This is a genomic window from Candidatus Methylomirabilota bacterium (genome assembly GCA_035764725.1).
GTDB lineage: Bacteria > Methylomirabilota > Methylomirabilia > Rokubacteriales > CSP1-6 > DASRWT01.
In genome coordinates this window covers 1-18,536 of record DASTYT010000011.1, presented here as the reverse complement: position 1 = coordinate 18,536, position 18,536 = coordinate 1, and the positions used below count along the sequence as shown (strand labels likewise).

At 71.5% G+C, this 18,536-nt stretch carries 19 protein-coding genes; 17 read left to right on the top strand and 2 right to left on the bottom strand.

Features of this window, described 5'->3' with window-relative positions; genetic code table 11:
• Positions 1-128: 128 nt before the first annotated feature.
• From VFX14_01410 to trxB, 10 genes are read left to right on the top strand one after another with little or no spacing between them, the layout of a single operon-like run.
• A complete protein-coding gene (locus VFX14_01410; GenBank protein HEU5188325.1) occupies positions 129-1,589 on the top strand; it encodes an FAD-linked oxidase C-terminal domain-containing protein in 1,461 nt (486 codons plus the stop codon).
• 11 nt (positions 1,590-1,600) lie between these two features.
• Positions 1,601-2,923: an FAD-binding oxidoreductase gene (locus VFX14_01405; protein HEU5188324.1), complete on the top strand. Its 1,323-nt coding sequence runs from the start codon at positions 1,601-1,603 to the stop codon at positions 2,921-2,923.
• Positions 2,920-4,173, top strand: coding sequence for a (Fe-S)-binding protein (locus tag VFX14_01400; GenBank protein HEU5188323.1), 1,254 nt, complete (start codon positions 2,920-2,922; stop codon positions 4,171-4,173). The genes VFX14_01405 and VFX14_01400 overlap by 4 nt, the downstream gene beginning before the upstream one ends.
• 27 nt (positions 4,174-4,200) lie before the next feature.
• Positions 4,201-4,542 (top strand): cupin domain-containing protein, encoded by a 342-nt coding sequence (locus tag VFX14_01395; GenBank protein ID HEU5188322.1) that lies wholly within the window; start codon positions 4,201-4,203, stop codon positions 4,540-4,542.
• 22 nt (positions 4,543-4,564) lie between these two features.
• Complete coding sequence (locus VFX14_01390) at positions 4,565-5,302, top strand: (Fe-S)-binding protein (protein HEU5188321.1); 738 nt, start codon at positions 4,565-4,567, stop codon at positions 5,300-5,302.
• Positions 5,299-6,705, top strand: coding sequence for a LutB/LldF family L-lactate oxidation iron-sulfur protein (locus VFX14_01385; protein ID HEU5188320.1), 1,407 nt, complete (start codon positions 5,299-5,301; stop codon positions 6,703-6,705). The genes VFX14_01390 and VFX14_01385 overlap by 4 nt, the downstream gene beginning before the upstream one ends.
• A complete protein-coding gene (locus VFX14_01380; GenBank protein HEU5188319.1) occupies positions 6,702-7,442 on the top strand; it encodes a lactate utilization protein in 741 nt (246 codons plus the stop codon). The genes VFX14_01385 and VFX14_01380 overlap by 4 nt, the downstream gene beginning before the upstream one ends.
• Positions 7,439-7,852, top strand: coding sequence for a DUF2203 domain-containing protein (locus VFX14_01375; protein HEU5188318.1), 414 nt, complete (start codon positions 7,439-7,441; stop codon positions 7,850-7,852). Before VFX14_01380 ends, VFX14_01375 begins: the two co-directional genes overlap by 4 nt.
• On the top strand, positions 7,849-8,631 hold the full coding sequence (locus tag VFX14_01370) for an HAD family hydrolase (GenBank protein ID HEU5188317.1): 783 nt from the start codon (positions 7,849-7,851) through the stop codon (positions 8,629-8,631). The genes VFX14_01375 and VFX14_01370 overlap by 4 nt, the downstream gene beginning before the upstream one ends.
• A 41-nt stretch (positions 8,632-8,672) precedes the next feature.
• The gene (gene trxB, locus VFX14_01365) at positions 8,673-9,614 is read left to right on the top strand and encodes a thioredoxin-disulfide reductase (GenBank protein HEU5188316.1); all 942 of its coding nucleotides are present in this window, start codon (positions 8,673-8,675) and stop codon (positions 9,612-9,614) included.
• Positions 9,615-9,644: 30 nt separating this feature from the next.
• Here the strand turns inward: trxB and VFX14_01360 are convergent, their stop codons facing one another.
• Both VFX14_01360 and VFX14_01355 read right to left on the bottom strand, forming a co-directional pair.
• The gene (locus VFX14_01360; protein HEU5188315.1) at positions 9,645-10,421 is read right to left on the bottom strand and encodes an aspartate dehydrogenase; all 777 of its coding nucleotides are present in this window, start codon (positions 10,419-10,421) and stop codon (positions 9,645-9,647) included.
• Between the two features lie 55 nt (positions 10,422-10,476).
• A complete protein-coding gene (locus VFX14_01355; GenBank protein ID HEU5188314.1) occupies positions 10,477-12,285 on the bottom strand; it encodes a sodium:solute symporter family protein in 1,809 nt (602 codons plus the stop codon).
• A gap of 91 nt (positions 12,286-12,376) precedes the next feature.
• Between VFX14_01355 and VFX14_01350 the strand changes: the two genes are divergently transcribed.
• The 7 genes from VFX14_01350 (at position 12,377) to VFX14_01320 (ending at position 18,461) form a co-directional block, all read left to right on the top strand.
• Positions 12,377-13,303, top strand: a complete 927-nt coding sequence (locus tag VFX14_01350) for a TIGR02757 family protein (protein ID HEU5188313.1) — start codon at positions 12,377-12,379, stop codon at positions 13,301-13,303.
• Positions 13,300-14,475, top strand: coding sequence for a DNA recombination protein RmuC (locus VFX14_01345; GenBank protein HEU5188312.1), 1,176 nt, complete (start codon positions 13,300-13,302; stop codon positions 14,473-14,475). Before VFX14_01350 ends, VFX14_01345 begins: the two co-directional genes overlap by 4 nt.
• A gap of 12 nt (positions 14,476-14,487) precedes the next feature.
• On the top strand, positions 14,488-14,790 hold the full coding sequence (locus tag VFX14_01340; GenBank protein ID HEU5188311.1) for a hypothetical protein: 303 nt from the start codon (positions 14,488-14,490) through the stop codon (positions 14,788-14,790).
• Positions 14,791-14,877: 87 nt separating this feature from the next.
• On the top strand, positions 14,878-15,519 hold the full coding sequence (locus tag VFX14_01335) for a hypothetical protein (protein HEU5188310.1): 642 nt from the start codon (positions 14,878-14,880) through the stop codon (positions 15,517-15,519).
• Between the two features lie 7 nt (positions 15,520-15,526).
• A complete protein-coding gene (locus VFX14_01330; protein HEU5188309.1) occupies positions 15,527-16,756 on the top strand; it encodes a M20 family metallopeptidase in 1,230 nt (409 codons plus the stop codon).
• On the top strand, positions 16,756-17,985 hold the full coding sequence (amrB, locus tag VFX14_01325; GenBank protein ID HEU5188308.1) for an AmmeMemoRadiSam system protein B: 1,230 nt from the start codon (positions 16,756-16,758) through the stop codon (positions 17,983-17,985). The genes VFX14_01330 and amrB overlap by 1 nt, the downstream gene beginning before the upstream one ends.
• Complete coding sequence (locus tag VFX14_01320; GenBank protein ID HEU5188307.1) at positions 17,985-18,461, top strand: hypothetical protein; 477 nt, start codon at positions 17,985-17,987, stop codon at positions 18,459-18,461. The genes amrB and VFX14_01320 overlap by 1 nt, the downstream gene beginning before the upstream one ends.
• Positions 18,462-18,536: the final 75 nt, after the last annotated feature.

The following is an 18,536-nucleotide window of genomic DNA, read 5'->3' as shown; positions in this document are numbered from 1 at the left end:
CCGATCTACGAGGACCTCGTCCTGAAGCAGGAGCAGAAGGTCATCGCCGACCGCGGCCCCGGCGACATCGCCGCCTTGCTGCGCTCCGGAGAGACCTGGACGATCAAGTAGTCGTCCCGCCGCCAGTCATGCCGGCCGACTCGACGCCGCCCGATCCGAGCCTCATCCGGGCGCTCGAGAGCCTCGTCGGACCTCGGGGCGTGGTGGCCAGCCCCGAGGGGCGCCTCACCTACGAGTGCGACATGCACACGCTCTACAAGGGCGCCCCCGACGTCGTCGTGCTCCCGGAGACCGCCGAGCAGATCGCGGCAGTGGCGCGCCTCTGCCGCGAGCGCAAGGTGCCGATCGTGCCGCGCGGATCGGGCACCGGGCTCATCGGCGGCGCGATGGCGCCCCGGGGCGGCGTGATGGTCTCCACCACCAGGATGAATCGGATCCTCGAGGTGGATCTGCCGAACCGCTGCGCCATCGTGCAGCCGGGGCTCATCAACCTCTGGCTCTCCAACGTAACGCGGCCCTCCGGATGGTTCTTCGCCCCCGACCCGTCCAGCCAGATGGTGTCGTCGATCGGCGGCAATGCCTCCACCAACGCCGGCGGGCCCCATTGCCTCAAGTACGGCATCACTGTGAACCACGTCCTCGGGCTGCAAGTCGTGACCGGGGCGGGGGAGCTGGTCTGGCTGGGCGGCAAGGTGCCCGAGCGCCCCGGCTACGATCTCACCGGCGTCATGGTGGGAGCCGAGGGCACGCTGGGTCTCCTCACCGCGGTGGTGGTGCGCCTCACCCACGTACCCGAGGCCGTGCGGACGCTGCTCGCTTCGTTCTCGTCGATCGAGGACGCCTCCGAGACGGTGTCGGCCATCGTGGCCGCCGGTATCATCCCGGCGGCGCTCGAGATGATCGACGACGTCATGATCAAGGCAATCGAGGAGGGCGTCGGCGCTGGCTATCCCAAGGGCGCGGGAGCGGTGCTCCTCATCGAGCTGGACGGACCGCGCGCGGAGATCGAGGCGCAGTCCGCTCGCATCGAGGAGATCTGCTGGTCGCACGCGGCGCTGGAGGTGCGGGTGGCGGCGGACGAGCGCGAGCGCGCGCTGCTCTGGAAGGGCCGCAAGGAGGCCGCGGGCGCGATGGGGCGTCTCACGCCCAACTGGCTCCTGCAGGACGCGGTGGTGCCGCGCTCGCGCCTGCCCGAGATCATGCGCGAGATGCAGGCCATCCAGGCGCGCTATGGCCTCGTGCTGGCCAATGTCTTCCACGCGGGCGACGGCAACCTCCATCCGATGATCTGCTACGACGAGCGGAAGCCAGGGGAGCTCGAGCGCGCCCAGCAGGTCAATGAGGAGCTGCTCCGCGCCTGCCTGGCCCTGGGCGGCACGGTGACGGGCGAGCACGGCGTGGGACTCGACAAGGCCAAGAACCTCCCGCATCAGTTCGCCGAGTCGGATCTCAACTTCATGGCGCGGTTGCGACGGGTATTCGACCCCGATGGCATCATGAATCCGGACAAGCTCCTGCCGGCGCACCCCGCCTGCGGCGAGGGATTTCGCCCCGCCCGACCCGAGATTCCCCGCGGGGCCTGGATCTGAGCGGGGCGGCGGTGTCGCGCGCGTCCGCGCTGACGCGCGCCCTCGAAGAGATCACCGGGCTCGGCCAGGTCGTCGCCGAATCCGCCGCCCTCGCCGCGGCCGCCGTGGACGGTCTCACCCCGCGCTGGATCGCGCGCCCCGCGTCGGTGGAGCAGGTCGCCCGCCTGCTCGCCCTGGCCGCCGACGAGTCCCTGGCGGTGACACCACGCGGCGGCGGCTCGAGCCTCGCCCTCGGCTACCCGCCGCGCCGTCTCGATCTGGTCCTCGATCTCGGCCGCCTCGACGGGGTGCTCGACTACGTGCCCGAGGACATGGTGGCCAGCGTGCAGTGCGGGATCAGCCTGGACGCGCTCGCCGGCCGGCTCGGCCAGCACGGACAGCGCCTGCCACTGGACCCCGCGCCCGGCGGCGGCCGCTCGGTCGGCGGCGTGCTCGCCACCGCGGCCAGCGGCCCGCTGCGCCTGCGCTACGGCACCGGACGGGACCTCTTGCTGGGCGTCCGCTTCGTGCAGGCCGACGGCGTCGTGACCTGGGGCGGGGCGCGGGTGGTGAAGTCGGTGACCGGCTATGACGTCCCGAAGCTCCTCGTGGGCTCGTTCGGCACGCTCGGCGTGCTCGCCGAGGCCACCGTCCGCCTGCACCCGATCCCCCCGGCGTGGGGCGCGTGGCTCTGGAGCTTCGAGACGACGGCCACGGCGTCCGCCTTCATCGCCGCCGTGATCGACTCCACCATTCAGCCCGAGCGTCTCGTCCTCCTCGATCCCGGCGGGGCGCGCGCCGCCGCCGATGCCGCGCCGGAGGCCGCGGCAGTGGCGGTCTCCATTGCCAGCGCCGCCGAGGCAGTGGCCGCGCAGCGCGACGCCCTGTCCGCCCTGGCGGTCGGTCACAGTGGGCGTGCCATCGAGATCGGGGCGGGGGCGTGGAGCCGTCTCGGCTCGGCGTTCGCCGCGCCGGTCGTGGTGCGCGTCGCCGGCGAGCCGGCGCGCCTGGGGCACTGGCTCACCACGCTCGAGCACGTCGCGCGCGACGGCCGCATCGGGCTCGTCGCAATGGGCGAGGCGAGTAGCGGCGTGCTCCGCGCCGCGCTGCGCGCGCCGGACCGCGACGGCATCCCCGCCGCCGCCTGGCTCGGGGGCGCCGTCTCCGGGCTGCGCGCGGCCCTCGCCCCCGAGGGCGGGAGCCTCGTCGTGGAGCGGGCGCCGCGCGCGATCAAGGACACCGTGGACGTGTGGGGGCCGGTGGCGCCCGAGCCTCTCGCGATCATGCGCCGGCTCAAGGCCGAGTTCGACCCCGCGGGCATCCTGAATCCCGGGCGGTTCGTGGGCGGGCTATGAGCGGCGCCAGGAGGCTGACGGACCCCGAGACCATCGACGCGCTGCGGTCGTGCGTGCACTGCGGGATCTGCCTGCCGCAGTGTCCGACGTATCTGGTGCTGGAGGAGGAGATGGACTCGCCGCGGGGGCGGATCTATCTCATGCGGGCGGCGGCGGAGGGCCGCACGTCGCTCACGCCGGGGCTCGCGCGGCATCTCGATCTCTGCCTCGGCTGTCGGGCCTGCGAGACGGCCTGCCCCTCGGGCGTGCCCTTCGGCCAGCTCCTCGAGACGACGCGTGCCGAGCTGACACGGGCCGGCGTGCGCGCGCGTGAGACCGATCACGGCACGCTCCGGACTCTCCTCGAGGTCTTCCCGCATCCCACCCGGCTGCGAGCGCTGGCGGCGATGACCGCCGTCTACCAGTATTCGGGTCTGCAGGCCATCGTGCGCGGCCTCGGCCTGCTCGCGCCATTCAAGCGCCTGCGCACCCTCGAGGCGCTCCTGCCGCCGCCGTCCGCCGCGGCGGCGCCCGTGCCCGAGTTCACGTCCGCGCGCGGGAGGCGTCGCGGCCGGGTGGGTCTTCTCACCGGCTGCGTGCAGCGCGTGTTCTTCCCGCACGTGAACGTGGAGACGGCGCGGCTCCTGGCCGCGGCGGGCTGGGACGTGGTGGCGCCGCGGAGCCAGGGCTGCTGCGGGGCCCTGCATCTGCACGCCGGGCGGCTCGACGAGTTCGGAGGGTTCGCTCGCGACCTCATGCGGGCGTTCCCCGCGGACCTGGATCATCTCGTCACGAACGCCGCGGGCTGCGGCTCCGCGCTCAAGGAATACGGCCACTGGGTGCCCGACGCGGAGGATTTCGCGAAGCGAGTGCGCGACGTGTCGGAGCTGCTCGCCGAGGCGGATCTTCCGCTCCGCGAGCTGCCGGTGACGGTCACGTATCACGATGCCTGCCACCTCGCGCACGGGCAGAAGGTGCGGAGCGAGCCCCGGGCGCTCCTGCGCCGCGTTCCCGGCCTGCGCCTGGTGGAGCTGGCGGACAGCGAGCTCTGCTGCGGCAGCGCGGGCGTCTACAATGTCCTGGAACCGGAGATTGCGGGCGAGCTGGCCCGGCGGAAGATCGAGCGCATCCGCGAAACCGGGGCCCGCATCGTCGTCACGGGCAACCCCGGCTGCATCACCCAGATCGCGGGCGAGGCGCGCCGGCAGGGACTGGCGCTCGAGGTGCTGCATCCCGTGGAGCTGCTCGGCCGCGCCCTGCTGGAGGGGTAGCCGGCGGGAGAGGTAGGAGGGAGACGCGTGAAGAAGATCCGGGTCCGGGAGCACATCACCCACGACGCCGCGAAGATGGCGAAGGTCGCGCTGGCTGCCACGCCGCGCGCCTTGCTCGATCTCTACTGCGTGGCGCCGGGGCAGGCGCAGCGGCCGCACGTGCACGACGATCAGGACAAGATCTACTACGTCGTGTCGGGCGCGGGCCGGTTCAGCCTGGGCGGGGACAGCGAGCGGCTCGAGGCGGGCGAGGCGCTGGTCGCGCCCGCCGGCGCCGAGCACGGGCTGGTCAACGACGGGACCGAGCCGCTGCTCGTCCTCGTGGTGGTGACGCCGCCCCCGCCGCACGCGAAGGCGCCCGGCCAGTGAGCCGAAGAGGGGAGACCCCGGCGTGACGGCGGTGAAGGCCTCGATCATGATCACGTGCCTCGGCGATCTCCTCTTCCCCGAGGTCGGCGTGGCCATGGTCACCGTGCTGCGGCGGCTGGGCGTGACGGTGGACTTTCCCCCGGGCCAGACGTGCTGCGGGATGCCACTGTTCAACTCGGGCTTCCACGAGGACGCCGCGCGGGTGGCCGCGCGCACCGTGCGCCTCTTCGAGCACGCGGAGCACGTGGTGGTGCCCTCGGGCTCCTGCGCCTGGATGGTGAAGACGGAGTATCCGGGCCTCCTCAAACACGACGGGGCGCTGCGCGCCGCCGCGGAGCGTCTGGCCGGGCGCACGCGGGAGCTCTCGCAGTTCCTGGTCGAGGTGCTCGGGGTCACCCGGGTCGAGTCGGACTTCAGGGGCCGCGTCACGTATCACGACTCCTGCCATCTGCTCCGCGGGCTCGGCGAGTCCCGCGCGCCCCGCACCCTCCTGCGCGGCGTCCCGGGCGTGGAGCTGCGCGAGCTGCCCGGCGCCGATCAGTGCTGCGGCTTCGGCGGCTCCTTCTCGGTGCGCCTGCCCGAGGTCTCGACGGCCATTCTCGACAAGAAGCTCGCGAGCGTGGAGGCCACCGGTGCGGACTGCCTCGTGGCCTGCGACGGGGGCTGCCTCATGCAGATGGGCGGCGGGCTCAGCCGCCGCGGCTCGCGCGTGCGCGCCCTCCATCTCGCCCAGATCCTCGCCGGGGGCACCCAGCCGTGAGCGACCCGATCCTGGCGACGCCGTTCCCGCGGCGGGCGGGGGCCGCCCTCAAGGACGACTTTCTCCAGGAAGCGCTCACCATCGCCACCACCAAGTTCATCGATCTGCGGAAGGAGGCGTTCGCGACCCTGCCGGAGGGGGACGCCCTCCGGGATCGGGCGCGCGCCATCAAGGAGGCGACCCTCCAGCGGCTCGACTACTACCTCGAGCAGCTCGCCGACAACGTCCAGCGGCTGGGCGGCCACGTCCACTGGGCGGCCACCGCGGGGGAGGCGCGCGAGGTCGTCCTGCGCCTCTGCCGGGAGCGCGGCGTGAAGATGGCGGTGAAGTCGAAGTCGATGGCCACCGAGGAGATTCACCTCAACGAGGCCCTCGAGCACGCGGGGGTGACGCCGATCGAGACCGATCTCGGCGAGTACATCATCCAGCTCGCCCACGAGCGCCCGTCCCACATCATCGCGCCCGCGATCCACAAGACCAAGGGGCAGGTGGCCGACCTCTTCTCGCGCGAGCTCAAGGGCCAGTTCGCCGCCGATCCCGAGGTGCTCACCGCGGTGGCGCGGCGCGAGCTGCGCCAGAAGTTCCTCCAGGCCGACATGGGTATCACCGGGGCCAACTTCGCAGTGGCCGACACCGGCACGCTGGTCCTCGTCACCAACGAGGGCAACGGCCGCATGGTGACCTCGCTGCCGCGCATCCACGTGGCCGTCATGGGCATGGAGAAGGTCATCCCCAGCATGACGGATCTCATGGTGTTCCTCGCCATCCTGGCCCGGAGCGCCACCGGGCAGAAGCTCTCGTCGTACACCACGCTCGTGCGCGGGCCGCGACGCCCGGGTGAGCTGGAGGGGCCGGAGGAGCTGCACCTCATCCTCATGGACAACGGCCGCGTGCGGGAGATCGCGGGGACGCTCCGTGAAGCGCTCTACTGCCTGCGTTGCGGCGCCTGTCTCAACGTGTGCCCGGTGTACCGCCAGATCGGCGGCCACGCCTACGGCTACACCTATCCCGGCCCCATCGGCATCCTCCTCACCGCCATGCTGGAGGGTGACCGCTCGGTGAAGGACCTGGCGCACGCCTCGTCGCTCTGCGGCGCCTGCAAGGACGTGTGCCCGGTGCGCATCGACATCCCGCGCATGCTGATCGAGCTGCGCGAGCATCTGGACCGCGGCCGGATCGCGCCGTGGCACGAGCGGGCGCTGTTCGGCGCGGCGGGCCGGCTCATGGAGTCGCCGATGCTGTTCCATGCGAGCGCGCGGGTCGGCCGGTGGCTCCAGCGGCCGTTCGTGTCGGGCGGCCGCGTGCGGCGCCTCCCGGGCTTCGGCGGCTGGACGGCCACGCGCGATCTTCCGCCGGTGGCGCCGCGCACGTTCACGGAGCGCTGGAAGGACCTGGCTCGATGACCACGCGGGCCGAGTTCCTCGACCGGGTGCGCCGGGAGATGGGAAAGACGCGCGGGCTCTTTCCCGCGGTGTCCGCGCCGCGTTCGGCCCGCCCGCAGGAGGCGGCGGACGCGGTGCGTCGCCAGCTCGTCGAGCGCTGGCCCCAGGCGCTCGAGCAGTTCAAGGCCGAGTTCGAGCGCATCGCGGGCGTGTTCCACCGGGTGAGCCGGCTCGACGAGGTGCCGGCGGTGCTGGCGCGGATCGCCGCCGAGCGGGGTGTCCGCGAGGTTGTCGGCTGGGATGCCGCGGCGCTGGGCTGGGACCTCCGGGCCGCGCTGGAGCCGCACGGCATCACGGTACGGCCGGCGCCGCCGGGCGGCGACGAAGCCGATCGCACGCGCCATCGCGAAGAGGCGGCCCGCGCGCCCCTGGGGGTCACCGGAGTGGACTGGGCGCTCGCCGAGACCGGGACATTGATCCTGACCTCCGGCCCCGGTCGGCCCCGCTCGACCTCGCTTCTGCCCGACACCCACGTGGCAGTGTTCGGCCCGAGCGCCCTGCTGGAAACCCTCGAGCAAGTCGGTATGATGCTCGAGGCGCGGCATGCCGACCCGGTCCTGGCCGGATCCGGCGGCGCCATCAACTTCATCACGGGACCGTCGCGAACCGCCGACATCGAGCTCACGCTCACCCGCGGCGTGCACGGGCCCAAGGAGGTGCACGTGGTGTTCGTCGATGGCCTGAGAGGCGCCGCGTGAACGTCCGCCTGTTCACTCCGGCGGAGGTGGACGCCCTGATCCCGCGGCTCGCCGACCTCATGAGTCAGGCCATGGAGCGGCACCGCAGCGCCCAGGACTTCGCGGAGTCGCTGCGCGCCGAGCGCGAGCGCATCCGCGCCGCGGGCAACGACCCCGCCGAGCGCCGCGAGTGGAAGGCGCGCGCCGAGCGGCTGGACGGCCTCACGATCGAGGTGCGCACCGTGTTGGGCGAGATCGAGGCGCTGGGCGGCGTGGTGAAGGACGTGGAGATGGGCCTGGTGGACTTCGCCGGGGTGGCGCCGGGGGCCGGCGACGACCCGGTCAACCTCTGTTGGAAATACGGGGAGACCGCGGTGCGCTTCTGGCACGGATTCGACGAGGGATTCGCCCAGCGGAAGCCGCTCCCGTGACCGCGACCGCCTGCGACGCGGTCCTCTTCGACCTCTTCGATACCCTCGTGCTGTTCCAGCGCGAGCGGCTGCCCGAGATCCACGTCAATGGGCGCACCATGCGCTCCACCGCCGGGCTCGTCCACGGCGCGCTCCGGCCCTTCGCGCCCCAGGTCTCGCTGGAGGACTTCGCGGCCGCGCTCTTCTGGAGCTGGCAGGAGGCCGAGCGCATCCGCAACACGACGCATCGCGAGGTGGCGGCGTCCGAGCGCTTCGGGATGATCTTCGGCCGCCTGGGCCTCGACGGCGGCGCCATGGAGAAGGAGGCGCTGCCCGCGCTGCTCGGCACGCACATGCGCGAGCTCTCCAAGGCGATCGTGTTCCCCGCGCATCACCGCGAGGTGCTGACGGCCCTCAAGCGGCGTCATCGGCTCGCCGTCGTCTCCAACTTCGACTACACGCCCACCGCGCGCCTCGTGCTCGAGCGCGAAGGCATCGCGGACCTCTTCGACGAGATCCTGGTCTCCGACGCAGTCGGGTGGCGCAAGCCCGCTCCGCGTATATTCCAGGAAGCGCTGGACCGCCTGCGGCTGGCCCCGGCCGAGGCGGTGTTCGTGGGCGACCGGGCGGACATCGACGTCGCGGGCGCGCGGGCAATGGGGATGCGGGCGGTCTGGATCAATCGGGAGGCCGAGGCGCTGCCGGAAGGTGCGCCGGCTCCCGATCATGAAATACGCGATTTGCAAGAGCTTCCGGCCCTGCTTGCACCCGACGGGGGCAGGCCGGCATCCAAACAGTAGTCTGGGGCAGCGTGTGGTCGGGGACAGATAGAGGAGAGGACATGGCGACGACTCGGAAGGTCATCATCATCGGCTCGGGGCCGGCCGGCTATACCGCGGCCATCTATACGGCGCGGGCGAACCTGTCCCCGGTGATGTTCACGGGCATCCAGGCAGGCGGACAGCTCATGCTGACCACGCTCGTGGAGAACTATCCCGGCTTCGTGGAGGGCATCGACGGGCCTCCGCTCATGGAGACCTTCCAGAAGCAGGCGCAGCGCTTCGGCACCGAGATGATCGCCGAGGACGTCACCGAGGTGGACTTCTCGAAGCGCCCGTTCCGCGTCACCGCCGGCGAGACCACGCTCGATGCCCACTCGGTGATCATCGCCACCGGCGCCACCGCCAAGCTGCTAGGGCTGCCCAACGAGTCCGCCCTCATGGGGCGTGGCGTGTCCACGTGCGCGACTTGCGACGGCTTCTTCTTCAAGGACCAGAACATCATGGTGGTGGGGGGCGGGGACTCCGCGATGGAGGAGGCCCTCTATCTCTCGCGCCTGGGCAAGAAGGTCGAGCTCGTGCACCGCCGCGACCAGTTCCGCGCCTCCAAGATCATGCAGGAGCGCGCGATGAAGAATCCGAAGATCTCCCTCACCCTCGACACCGTGGTGGAGGACGTGCTGGATCCCAGCCAGGGCAAGGTGACGGCGGTGCGCCTGCGCAATCTCAAGACCGGCGCCCAGTGGGAGACGCCGGTGGATGGGTTCTTCGTGGCCATCGGGCACGAGCCCAACACCGCCATCTTCCGCGGTCAGATCGCGCTCCACGACAACAACTACATCAAGGTAGAGCCGGGCACGACCAAGACGTCGGTGCCGGGCGTGTTCGCCGCGGGCGACGTGCAGGACTTCACCTATCGTCAGGCGGTGACGGCGGCGGGCACCGGCTGCATGGCCGCGCTCGAAGCCGAGCGGTACCTCGAGGCCAACGTCCCCGACCACTAGGCCGCGCTTCCCGGGTGAGTGGTCGGCGCTCTAGCCGACGCGGAGGGGGGCTCCCAGCTCCCGGAGCATCGCGATCGCCGAGAGGTAGGAGAGCTTGCCCGTCCGGGGATTCTCGGACGGCACGTTTTCGACCTCGACGGCGAGGCGGCCGAACTCGCCTTCGATCGTGATGCGGTGCTGATTCCGCTGCTGCCCCGGCACGGCGAAGAGCCGGATGCGCGTGCGCTCGGGCCCGATGCCGGCCAGTGACAGCGCCGCGACCACGTTCACGTTGGCGGGGAAGGCCTTCACCGCCTCGGCGGCCGGCCCCTCGAAGATCAGCGTCTCCCTCGTGATCGCGTCGAGGTCGATGCGGTTGGCCTCGATGTAGGGCGCGCCGGCGAGCCCGCGGGGCGGCTTGCGGGTCTCCATGGTCACGGCGTCGATCCGGCCCTCGCGCGCGCCCTTCACGCCGTCGAGACCCGCGATGGCGCCCGATGGGACGAAGATACGGCACCCGTGCTTCTCGGCCAGTCGCGCCCACTCGCCGAGCACGCCCACGAGGGCGCCCACCGAGAGGACCATCAAGTGCTTGCCGGCCGCCAGCACGGTGGGACCGAACTCGCGCAAGGCGGCCTGGGTGGCGGCCTCGACGATCAGGTCGCTGCGCTGGGTGAGCTCGTCGAGCGGGTAGGCAGGGAAGCCGCCCGCCTTCGCCGGGTCGCGGACGGTGACGCCCGCCAGCTCGATCCCGGGGAGGTCGCCGCTGGCCGCCTTCGCGACCGCGGTGCCGATGACGCCCATCCCGACGATGCCGATTCGGAGCATGGCGAAGTCTAGCAGCGGCCGCGCGGGCGCCGCAAGCGCTGGACGCGAGGGCGGGCTACGAGCGGGGGGGCGGGATCTCGGCGCGGAACGAGCGCGAGATCCAGTAGAACGCCGCGACGGCGACCAGCAGCATCAGGATTCCCATCCCGGTCTCCGCGAACACGAGCTTGCCGATCCCGAACAGCGTGGCGTAGACGGCGACGATCCCGGCGATCCAGTTGGTCCAGGCGAGAGCCCCGCCCGGGATGGGCTCGCGTCCGAAGCCGAGACGCTGGGAGACCTGTGCCCATCCCGGGCCTCCCGGCCTGACGCGCCGGTAGAAGGCTTCCAGCACCGCGGGCGGCTCGGGCGAGGTCGCGAAGGTGACGACGAGCCACACGACCGTGCTCACCGCGACCGTCACCACCATCACGGCGGCCTGCGCGTTGGGATCGCCCTCGGCATAGCGGGGCGCCACGAAGCGGAAGGCGAGCAGACTCACCACGAAGCTCGCGATCATCGCGGAGATCTCCGACCACGCATTGATGCGCCACCAGTACCAGCGCAGGATGAGCACGAGGCCCGTGCCCGCGCCGAGCGCGAGCAGCAGCTCCCAGGCCTTCTCGATGCTGGAGAGCTGGGACGTGACGGCGATCGAGGCGAGGAAGAGGAGCACGGTGGCCAGGCGCGAGACGGCCACGTAGTGTCGCTCGGTGCCGTCCTTCTTCACGAAGCGTCGGTAGAAGTCGTTGACGAGATAGGATGCGCCCCAGTTGAGATGGGTGCCCACCGTGCTCATGTAGGCGGCGGCGAAGCCGGCCAGCATGAAGCCGCGCCACGGCGTGGGCAGGAGGTCCACGAAGGCCTGCACGTAGCCCGCCTCCCTGTCCTGAAGGGTGGGGTAGAGGATCACGGTAGCCAGCCCGGTGAGGATCCACGGCCAGGGCCGGAGCGCGTAGTGGGCGATCTGGAAGAACAGCGTGGCGAGCACGCCGTCCCGCTCCGAGCGCGCGCTGAAGATGCGCTGGGCCACGTAGCCGCCGCCGCCCGGCTCGGCGCCGGGATACCAGGCCGCCCACCACTGCACGGAGAGGTAGACCATCAGGGTCATCAGCGGCATCCAGGCATAGGCGTAGACGCCACCCCCGGCCACGCGCACGGGCAGCACCGAGAGCGCCGCCTCGCTGCCGAAGTGCGCCGTCACCTTGGCCTTGAGCACGGCCACGCCCCCCACCGCCTCCACCGCGTAGACGGCGAGCACGATCACCGCCGACATCTTGATGATGAACTGCACGAGGTCGGTCCAGAGCACCGCCCACATGCCCGCCGCCACCGAATAGAGGAGGGTGATGCCGAAGCAGATCCCCACCGCCAGGATCTCGCCGCTCACGGTCATGCCCGCGATGGAGACGTCGCGGAGGCCGAGCGCGATGGTGAGGATCTTGATCATCGCGCGCGTCACCCAGCCCAGGATGATGAGGTTGATGGGCAGCGCCAGGTAGAGCGCGCGGAAGCCGCGCAGGAAGGCGGCGGGCCGGCCGTGATAGCGCAGCTCGGCCAGCTCCACGTCGGTCATCACGCGGGCGCGGCGCCAGAGGCGCGCGAAGAAGAACACGGTGAGCATGCCGCTCATCACGAAGTTCCACCAGAGCCAGTTGCCGGCCACACCCTTGGTGGCGACCAGCCCCGTGACCACCAGCGGCGTGTCGGCGGCGAAGGTGGTGGCGACCATGGCGGTGCCGGCCAGCCACCAGGGCGCCTGGCGCCCCGAGAGGAAGTACTGGTCGAGGCTCTCCCCGCCGCGGCGGGTGAAGTAGAGGCCGATGACGGTGCAGAGGACGAAGTAGCCGACGACGATCGCCCAGTCCACCGGCGAGATGGGCATGCTCATCTCATGTCCGCAATACCGCTGCGTGCGCGTTGGAGTCAAGAATTTTAGGCGGGCCGGCACGGCCGCCGGGGCTACCGCGGCCGACATGCTAGAATTCAGCGTGCCGATGGGCTCGTACCTCCGCCGCCCGCTTCGCGCCCCCGGCCGTCTCAAGGCCCCGCTCGAGACGCTCTATCGCGAGTTTGACTGGGCGGCCCGGACCGACGCGGACGCCATCCGCTACCCGCTCCGCTACGCCGAGCCCCACGACCGTGAGCTGGCCGCGCTCCTGGCCTCCTGCCTGGCCTACGGCCGCGTCGATCTCTTCGGCCCCCAGGTGGACTGGGTGCTGGGCCGCATGGGTGCCTCGCCCCATCGCTTCGTGCTCGCCTTCGATCCGCTCGTCCACGGGGAGAGCTTCGCGGGCTTCCGCTACCGCTTCAACCGGCCGCGGGACCTGGTGGCCTTCTGCGTGTCGGCGCGGCGCATCCTCGAGGCGCATGGCTCGCTGGGGGCGTTCTTCGCCCTCGGCTTCTCGCCGGAGGACGAGACGGTCGCGCCCGCGCTCGAGCGCTTCGTGGCCGGCTTCCTCGAAACCGATCTGCGGGGCGTGTTCCCGCACGGCCGCCTCTCCTATGGCTATCGGCACTTCTTTCCGCGCCCGTCCACCGGCGGGCCCTGTAAGCGGCTGCTCCTCTTCCTCCGCTGGATGGTGCGGCGCGAGCCGCCCGACTTCGGTCTCTGGCGGGACATCCCGCCCTCGGCGCTCGTCATGCCGGTGGACACCCACGTCGAGCACATGGCCCGGTCCGTCGGCCTCACCCGCCGGCGCAGCCGGAACTGGCGCATGGCCGAGGAGATTACCGCGCGGCTGCGCCTCCTGGACCCCCACGATCCGGTGAAGTACGACTTCGCGCTCTGCCACAAGCGCATGTCGGGCGACTGCCCGGGCCGGCGCGACGCGGTGATCTGCGCGCCGTGCGGTCTCCGGCCGGTCTGCGCGCACTGGCGCGGCGTGCGGATCCCACGATGAGTGTGCTCGAGATCGTCCTCGCCGTGCTGGTGGGTGGGGCCCTCGTCGTGCTTGCCTGGGCGCTACTCGAGACGCGGCGCCAGCTCGACGCGGCCGGCCGCCCAGGAGGGGACCCTGTCGTCGGGCTCCTCCAGCAGCAGATCGAGGCGGTCCGCACGGAAAGCCGCGCCGGACAGGAGGGGCTGCGGCGGGAAGTGGGTGATCTGGGCGGTCGTCTTCGCGAGGACGCGAGCGAGCTCCGCCTCGCCGTTGCCACCGAGCTCAAGGGCGTGAGCGCGGAGGTCGCTCGTCAGCTCGCCGACGGCATGCGGTTGATCCAGTCCGCCCAGAGCACCATGGGCGAGCGGCTCGATCGCGCGGCCAAGGTCGTGGGCGAGGTGCAGGGGAGTCTCGGCAAGCTGGGAGAGGCGACCCAGCGGGTGGCGGAGGTGGGCCGAGACATCCAGGGCCTGGAGCAGGTCCTGCGTTCCCCCAAGATCCGCGGGGGACTCGGCGAAACCCTCCTGGAGCAGGTCCTCGCCCAGATGCTGCCGCGCGGCCATTGGGATCTCCAGCACGGCTTCCGCACCGGGGAGCGGGTGGACGCGGTCGTTCGCGTGGGCGACCGGCTCGTCTCGGTGGACGCCAAGTTTCCGCTGGAGAACTTCCGCCGCATGCTCGCCGAGAGCGAGGAGGAGAAGCGCCGGAGCCACCGGAAGACGTTCGCGAAGGACGTGCGGATGCGCATCGACGAGATCGCGAAGAAGTACATCCTGCCCGACGAGGGCACGTTCGACTTCGCGCTCATGTACGTGCCCGCGGAGAACGTCTACTACGAGATCATCGTGAAGGCCGCCGACGAGGACGAGCCGATCTCGACCTACGCGCTGGAGCGCCGCGTGATCCCGGTGTCGCCCAACTGCTTCTACGCCTATCTGCAGGTGATCGTGCTGGGGCTGCGCGGGCTCGGGATCGAGGCGAGCGCCCGCGCCATCCAGGACAACCTCGGGCGCCTGGGCGGCGACCTCGCGCGCGTCCAGGAGCACATGACGAAGCTGGGGACGCATCTGGGGAATGCCCAGAAGCAGTTCGCGGAAGCCGACCGCAGCCTCGCGCGCTTCGAGTCGAAGCTCGAGGCCATCGGCGATGGGCGCGAGGACGCCGACGGGCAGCGCTCCCTCTTGCCGCCGTGATACGATGACGCCATGACCCAGATCCAGTTCCAGGTGTACGGCATCAATCTGCTCGTGCGGCTGCTCGCCGAGCCTCCCGCCGACGTCCGCGTGCACTGCCCCAAGGGCTCACCCATCCGCTACGGCGAGGTGGTGGTGCGCGGCGACGGGTTCGACGAGGGCGCCAACGCCTTCCGCGAGATGCCGCCGCTCCGGTCCGTGGTGGCCTTCGAGGAGAATCCCGAGGAGGTCGAGGGGCACTACTTCTACGTGGGCGGCGAGGAGCACCGGGTGATCCGGCTCGACGCCATCATCCTCTCCTTCCCGCTGGAGTAGCCCGCCGCCCTGACGGTCCCGCCGCGCCCGGTCGTCCTCGGCATCGACGTCGGCTTCTCGAGCCGCCGTCCCAGCACCGGGCTCTGCGTGATCGCGCCGCACGCTGCCGAGCCCGTCCGCTGCCTACACGTGCGCGCGGAGGAGGCGACGGCCGCCGCGCAGTCCCTCCTGGGCGGCGACGCGCTCCTCGCCGTGGGCATCGATGGGCCCCTCCGTCCCGATCTCACCCTGACCCGGGCGGGGCGCGCCTGCGAGCGGCGCCTGCTGCGCGCGCCGTTTCACCGCCATTGCAAGCCGGGCTCGACGGCCGCCCCGATGGGGCAGCGCCTGCACGCCGAGGCCACGCGCCTCGCGCGGGACGTACGCGCGACGCATCCCCAGGCCCGGCTCGTGGAGGCGTTTCCCAGCGCGTTCCTGCGCACGATGCTCGACGCGGACGCGTGCCGCGACATCCCGCGCGGCCGCAAGAGCCAGGTGTACTGGGAACGATGCGTGACCGACGGTGTCCTGCGCCGCGTGATCGGATCGCTCTACCGCGGGGCGGCCGCGCGCATCGCGGGCCCGCTGACACGCCTCACGCACCGCGACGAGCGCGCCGCCGCCATCTGCGCGCTCACCGCACGTGCCGCCGCGCTCGAGGTCGCGACGCCCGTCGGTGACGCCGAGGACGGCTGGATCTGGCTTCCACCTCGGGCCTTCCTTGCAGACTGGGCGCGCCGCGCCCTATAGTCAGTTCATGACCGCGCTCAAGCAGATTCTCGCCAAGATCGACGGCGACGAGGTGGTGGAGCTCACCCGCGACCTCGTGCGCATCCCCAGTGTCTACCGCTCCGACGACCCGGACGCCACCGAGGCGCGCGTCGCCGCTCACGTGGAGGCGTGGATGCGGCGCGAGGGCTTCACCGTCGAGGTGCAGCCGGTGGCGCCGGGACGGCCCAACGTGATCGGCACCCTCGGCGAGAAGCGTCCCGGTCAACGCAGCCTCCTGCTGGAAGGTCACACCGACGTCGTGACCGAAGGCGACCCCAAGGCGTGGACGTGGCCGCCCTTCGGCGCGGATCTGGCGAACGGGCGCATCTACGGCCGCGGCGCCGCCGACATGAAGGGCGGGCTCGCGGCGGCCATGGTCGCGGCGGCGGCGTTCCGCCGTGCCGGCGTGGAGCCGCCGGGCAAACTGGTGGTGGGCGCGCTGGTGGACGAGGAGGATCGCATGCTGGGCGCGCGCCACCTCGTGACCACCGCGGTGGGCCGCGAGCTGGATGCGGCGATCATCTGCGAGCCCGAGCAGAACGAGCTCTGCCTCGTGCAGCGTGGTGTCGTCTGGGCGCGCTTTCGCGCGCACGGCAAGATGGCCCACGGCGCCATGCCCGAGGCCGGGCTCAACCCGATCACCGCGCTCGGCGCGGTGATCGATGCGGTCCCTGCCGTCGAACGGCGCATCCGGCGCCGCTGCGAGAAGAGTGCCTATCTCCGGCCGCCCACGGTGACGCCCACGATCATTCAGGGGCCGCCGAAGGGCATTGGCGTGCCGCAGTCCAACGTGATCCCGGCCTTCGGCGAGATGACGCTCGACGTGCGCGTCACGCCGGGCATCGGGGCCGAAGAGCTCCAGGCGGAGATGGAGGGACTCTGCCGCGTCGCCGAGGCCGCGGTCCCCGGCATCAAGGTCGAGTGGGAGCCGGTGAACGCGTTCCGCCTGGCCACGAAGGTGGACAAGGGTGAGGCGATCGTGCAGGCCATGATCAAGGGCGTGCGTCAGGCCACCGGACGCGCCCCTCGCTACGGCGGCGTCCCAGGTTCCACCGACGGGACCATTCTCCGCATGGAGCTGGGCCTGCCCATCGTGACCTGCGGACCCGGCAGCCGGCTGATCCCCCATCAGGTGGACGAGTACGTAGAGACTCAAGAATTGTTTGAAGCGGCGAAGATTTACGCTGCCTCCGCCCTGAAGTTCCTCGAGGGATAGTGGCGCCCGCCGAGCGGCCTCGCCTCCGCGCGCTCGAAGCGTTTCCGATCCAGCAGGACGGGCAGCGCGCGGTGGGGCTGCGCGATCCGGCGCGGTTCACGGATCAGGTGGCGGTGCTGCCCGCGCCGCTGCTCGACATCGTCTCCCTCTTCGACGGTGAGCACTCGCTGGACGAGATCCGCGACATCGTGAACGGCCGCCACGGCCTCGCCCTCACGCGGGCCGAGATCGGCGCCGTGGCGGAGCGCCTCGACGAGGGTGGCTTCCTCGACTCGCCGCGCTTTGCCGCCCGGCGCGAGCGCATCGAGGCTGAGTATGCGGCCAGTCCCGCGCGCCCCGCCGCTCATGCGGGCGGCGCCTATGCGCGGGAGCCCGAAGCCCTACGCGCCCAGATCGACGCGTTCTTCCGCTCTCCGATCGGGCCGGGGATGGAGGCGGAGGTTGGTTCTGGATTTGACCTGCGGGGGCTGTTGGCGCCGCATATTGACTTCCACCGCGGCGGGCCGACCTACGCGTGGGCGTATCGCGAGCTCCTGCGCCGCTCCGACGCCGACTGCTTCGTGATCCTGGGTACCTGCCACGCCGGGATGTCCGACCCCTTCGCCGCGACCCTGAAGGCCTACGACACCCCGCTGGGCTCGGCGCCGGTGGACCACGACGTGCTGGATGCGCTCGGACGCCGCTACGGTCACGATCTCTTCGGCTCCGAGGGCGCGCATCGCGTGGAGCACTCGATCGAGTTCCAGGCCGTGATGCTGCGGTGGGCGCTCGGCGACCGGCGGCCGTTCACGGTGGTGCCCCTGCTGGCGTCCTTTCTTCACGAGGCGGTATGGACGGGCGCGGCCCCCGAGGCCGATTCGCGCGTGCCCCGCTTCGTCGACGCGCTCGCCGCGACCATCGCCGCCTCGGACCGCCGCGTGTGCGTGATCGGCGGCGTGGATCTTGCCCACGTGGGCCCGCAGTTCGGCGATCCCGAGCCGAATACACCAGCCGTTCTTCGCAAGGTCGAGCGCGACGACCGCGCGATGCTCGACGCAATCGTTGCGGGCGACAGCGCTGCGTTCTACGACGCGGTCGCGCGCGATGGTGACGCTCGCCGCATCTGCGGCCTTTCCCCGATCTACGCGTTCCTCCGCGCCCTGCCGGGCGCCCGCGGCGAGCTGCTGCGCTACAGCCAGTGGCCCGATCCGCAGGGGACGGTCAGCTTCTGCGCGGCCGCCTTCTCGTGATGGCGATCCCGCCGGCCCCGACGCCCTCGGATCCCTCGACATGGAAGCTGCCGCGCCTGCGCATCGACCGGGAGGGGGTCTGGTACCACGAGGACGAGGAGGTCACTCACGCGGGCATCCTGGGCAGTCTCTGGGAGAGTCTCCAGCGCGACGCGGAGGGCCATCACTTCCGCATCGGGCCTGTGCGCGTCCCGGTGGTCGTGGACGACGTACCCTTCATCGTGATACGCGCGGAGCCCGAGGGCGACGGGATCACGCTGACCCTCAACGACGGCACGCGCGAGGCCATGGTGCCCGAGACGCTCCGGCTCGGGGCGGGGGAGGCGCCGTACTGCGCCGTGAAGGCCGGCCGCTTCGAGGCCCGGCTGAATCGGGCCGCCGCCTATCAGCTCCTCGCCCACATGAGCGAGGAGGCGGGGGGCGGCGCGGTCCTGACCCTCGGCAACCGGCGCTGGGCGGTGCCGCGGCGCGCGTGAATCACCGTCCGCGCACGCTCGCGAGCGTGCGCAGCATCGCGTCGTGGATGCGCCCGTTGGACGCCACGATCCGCG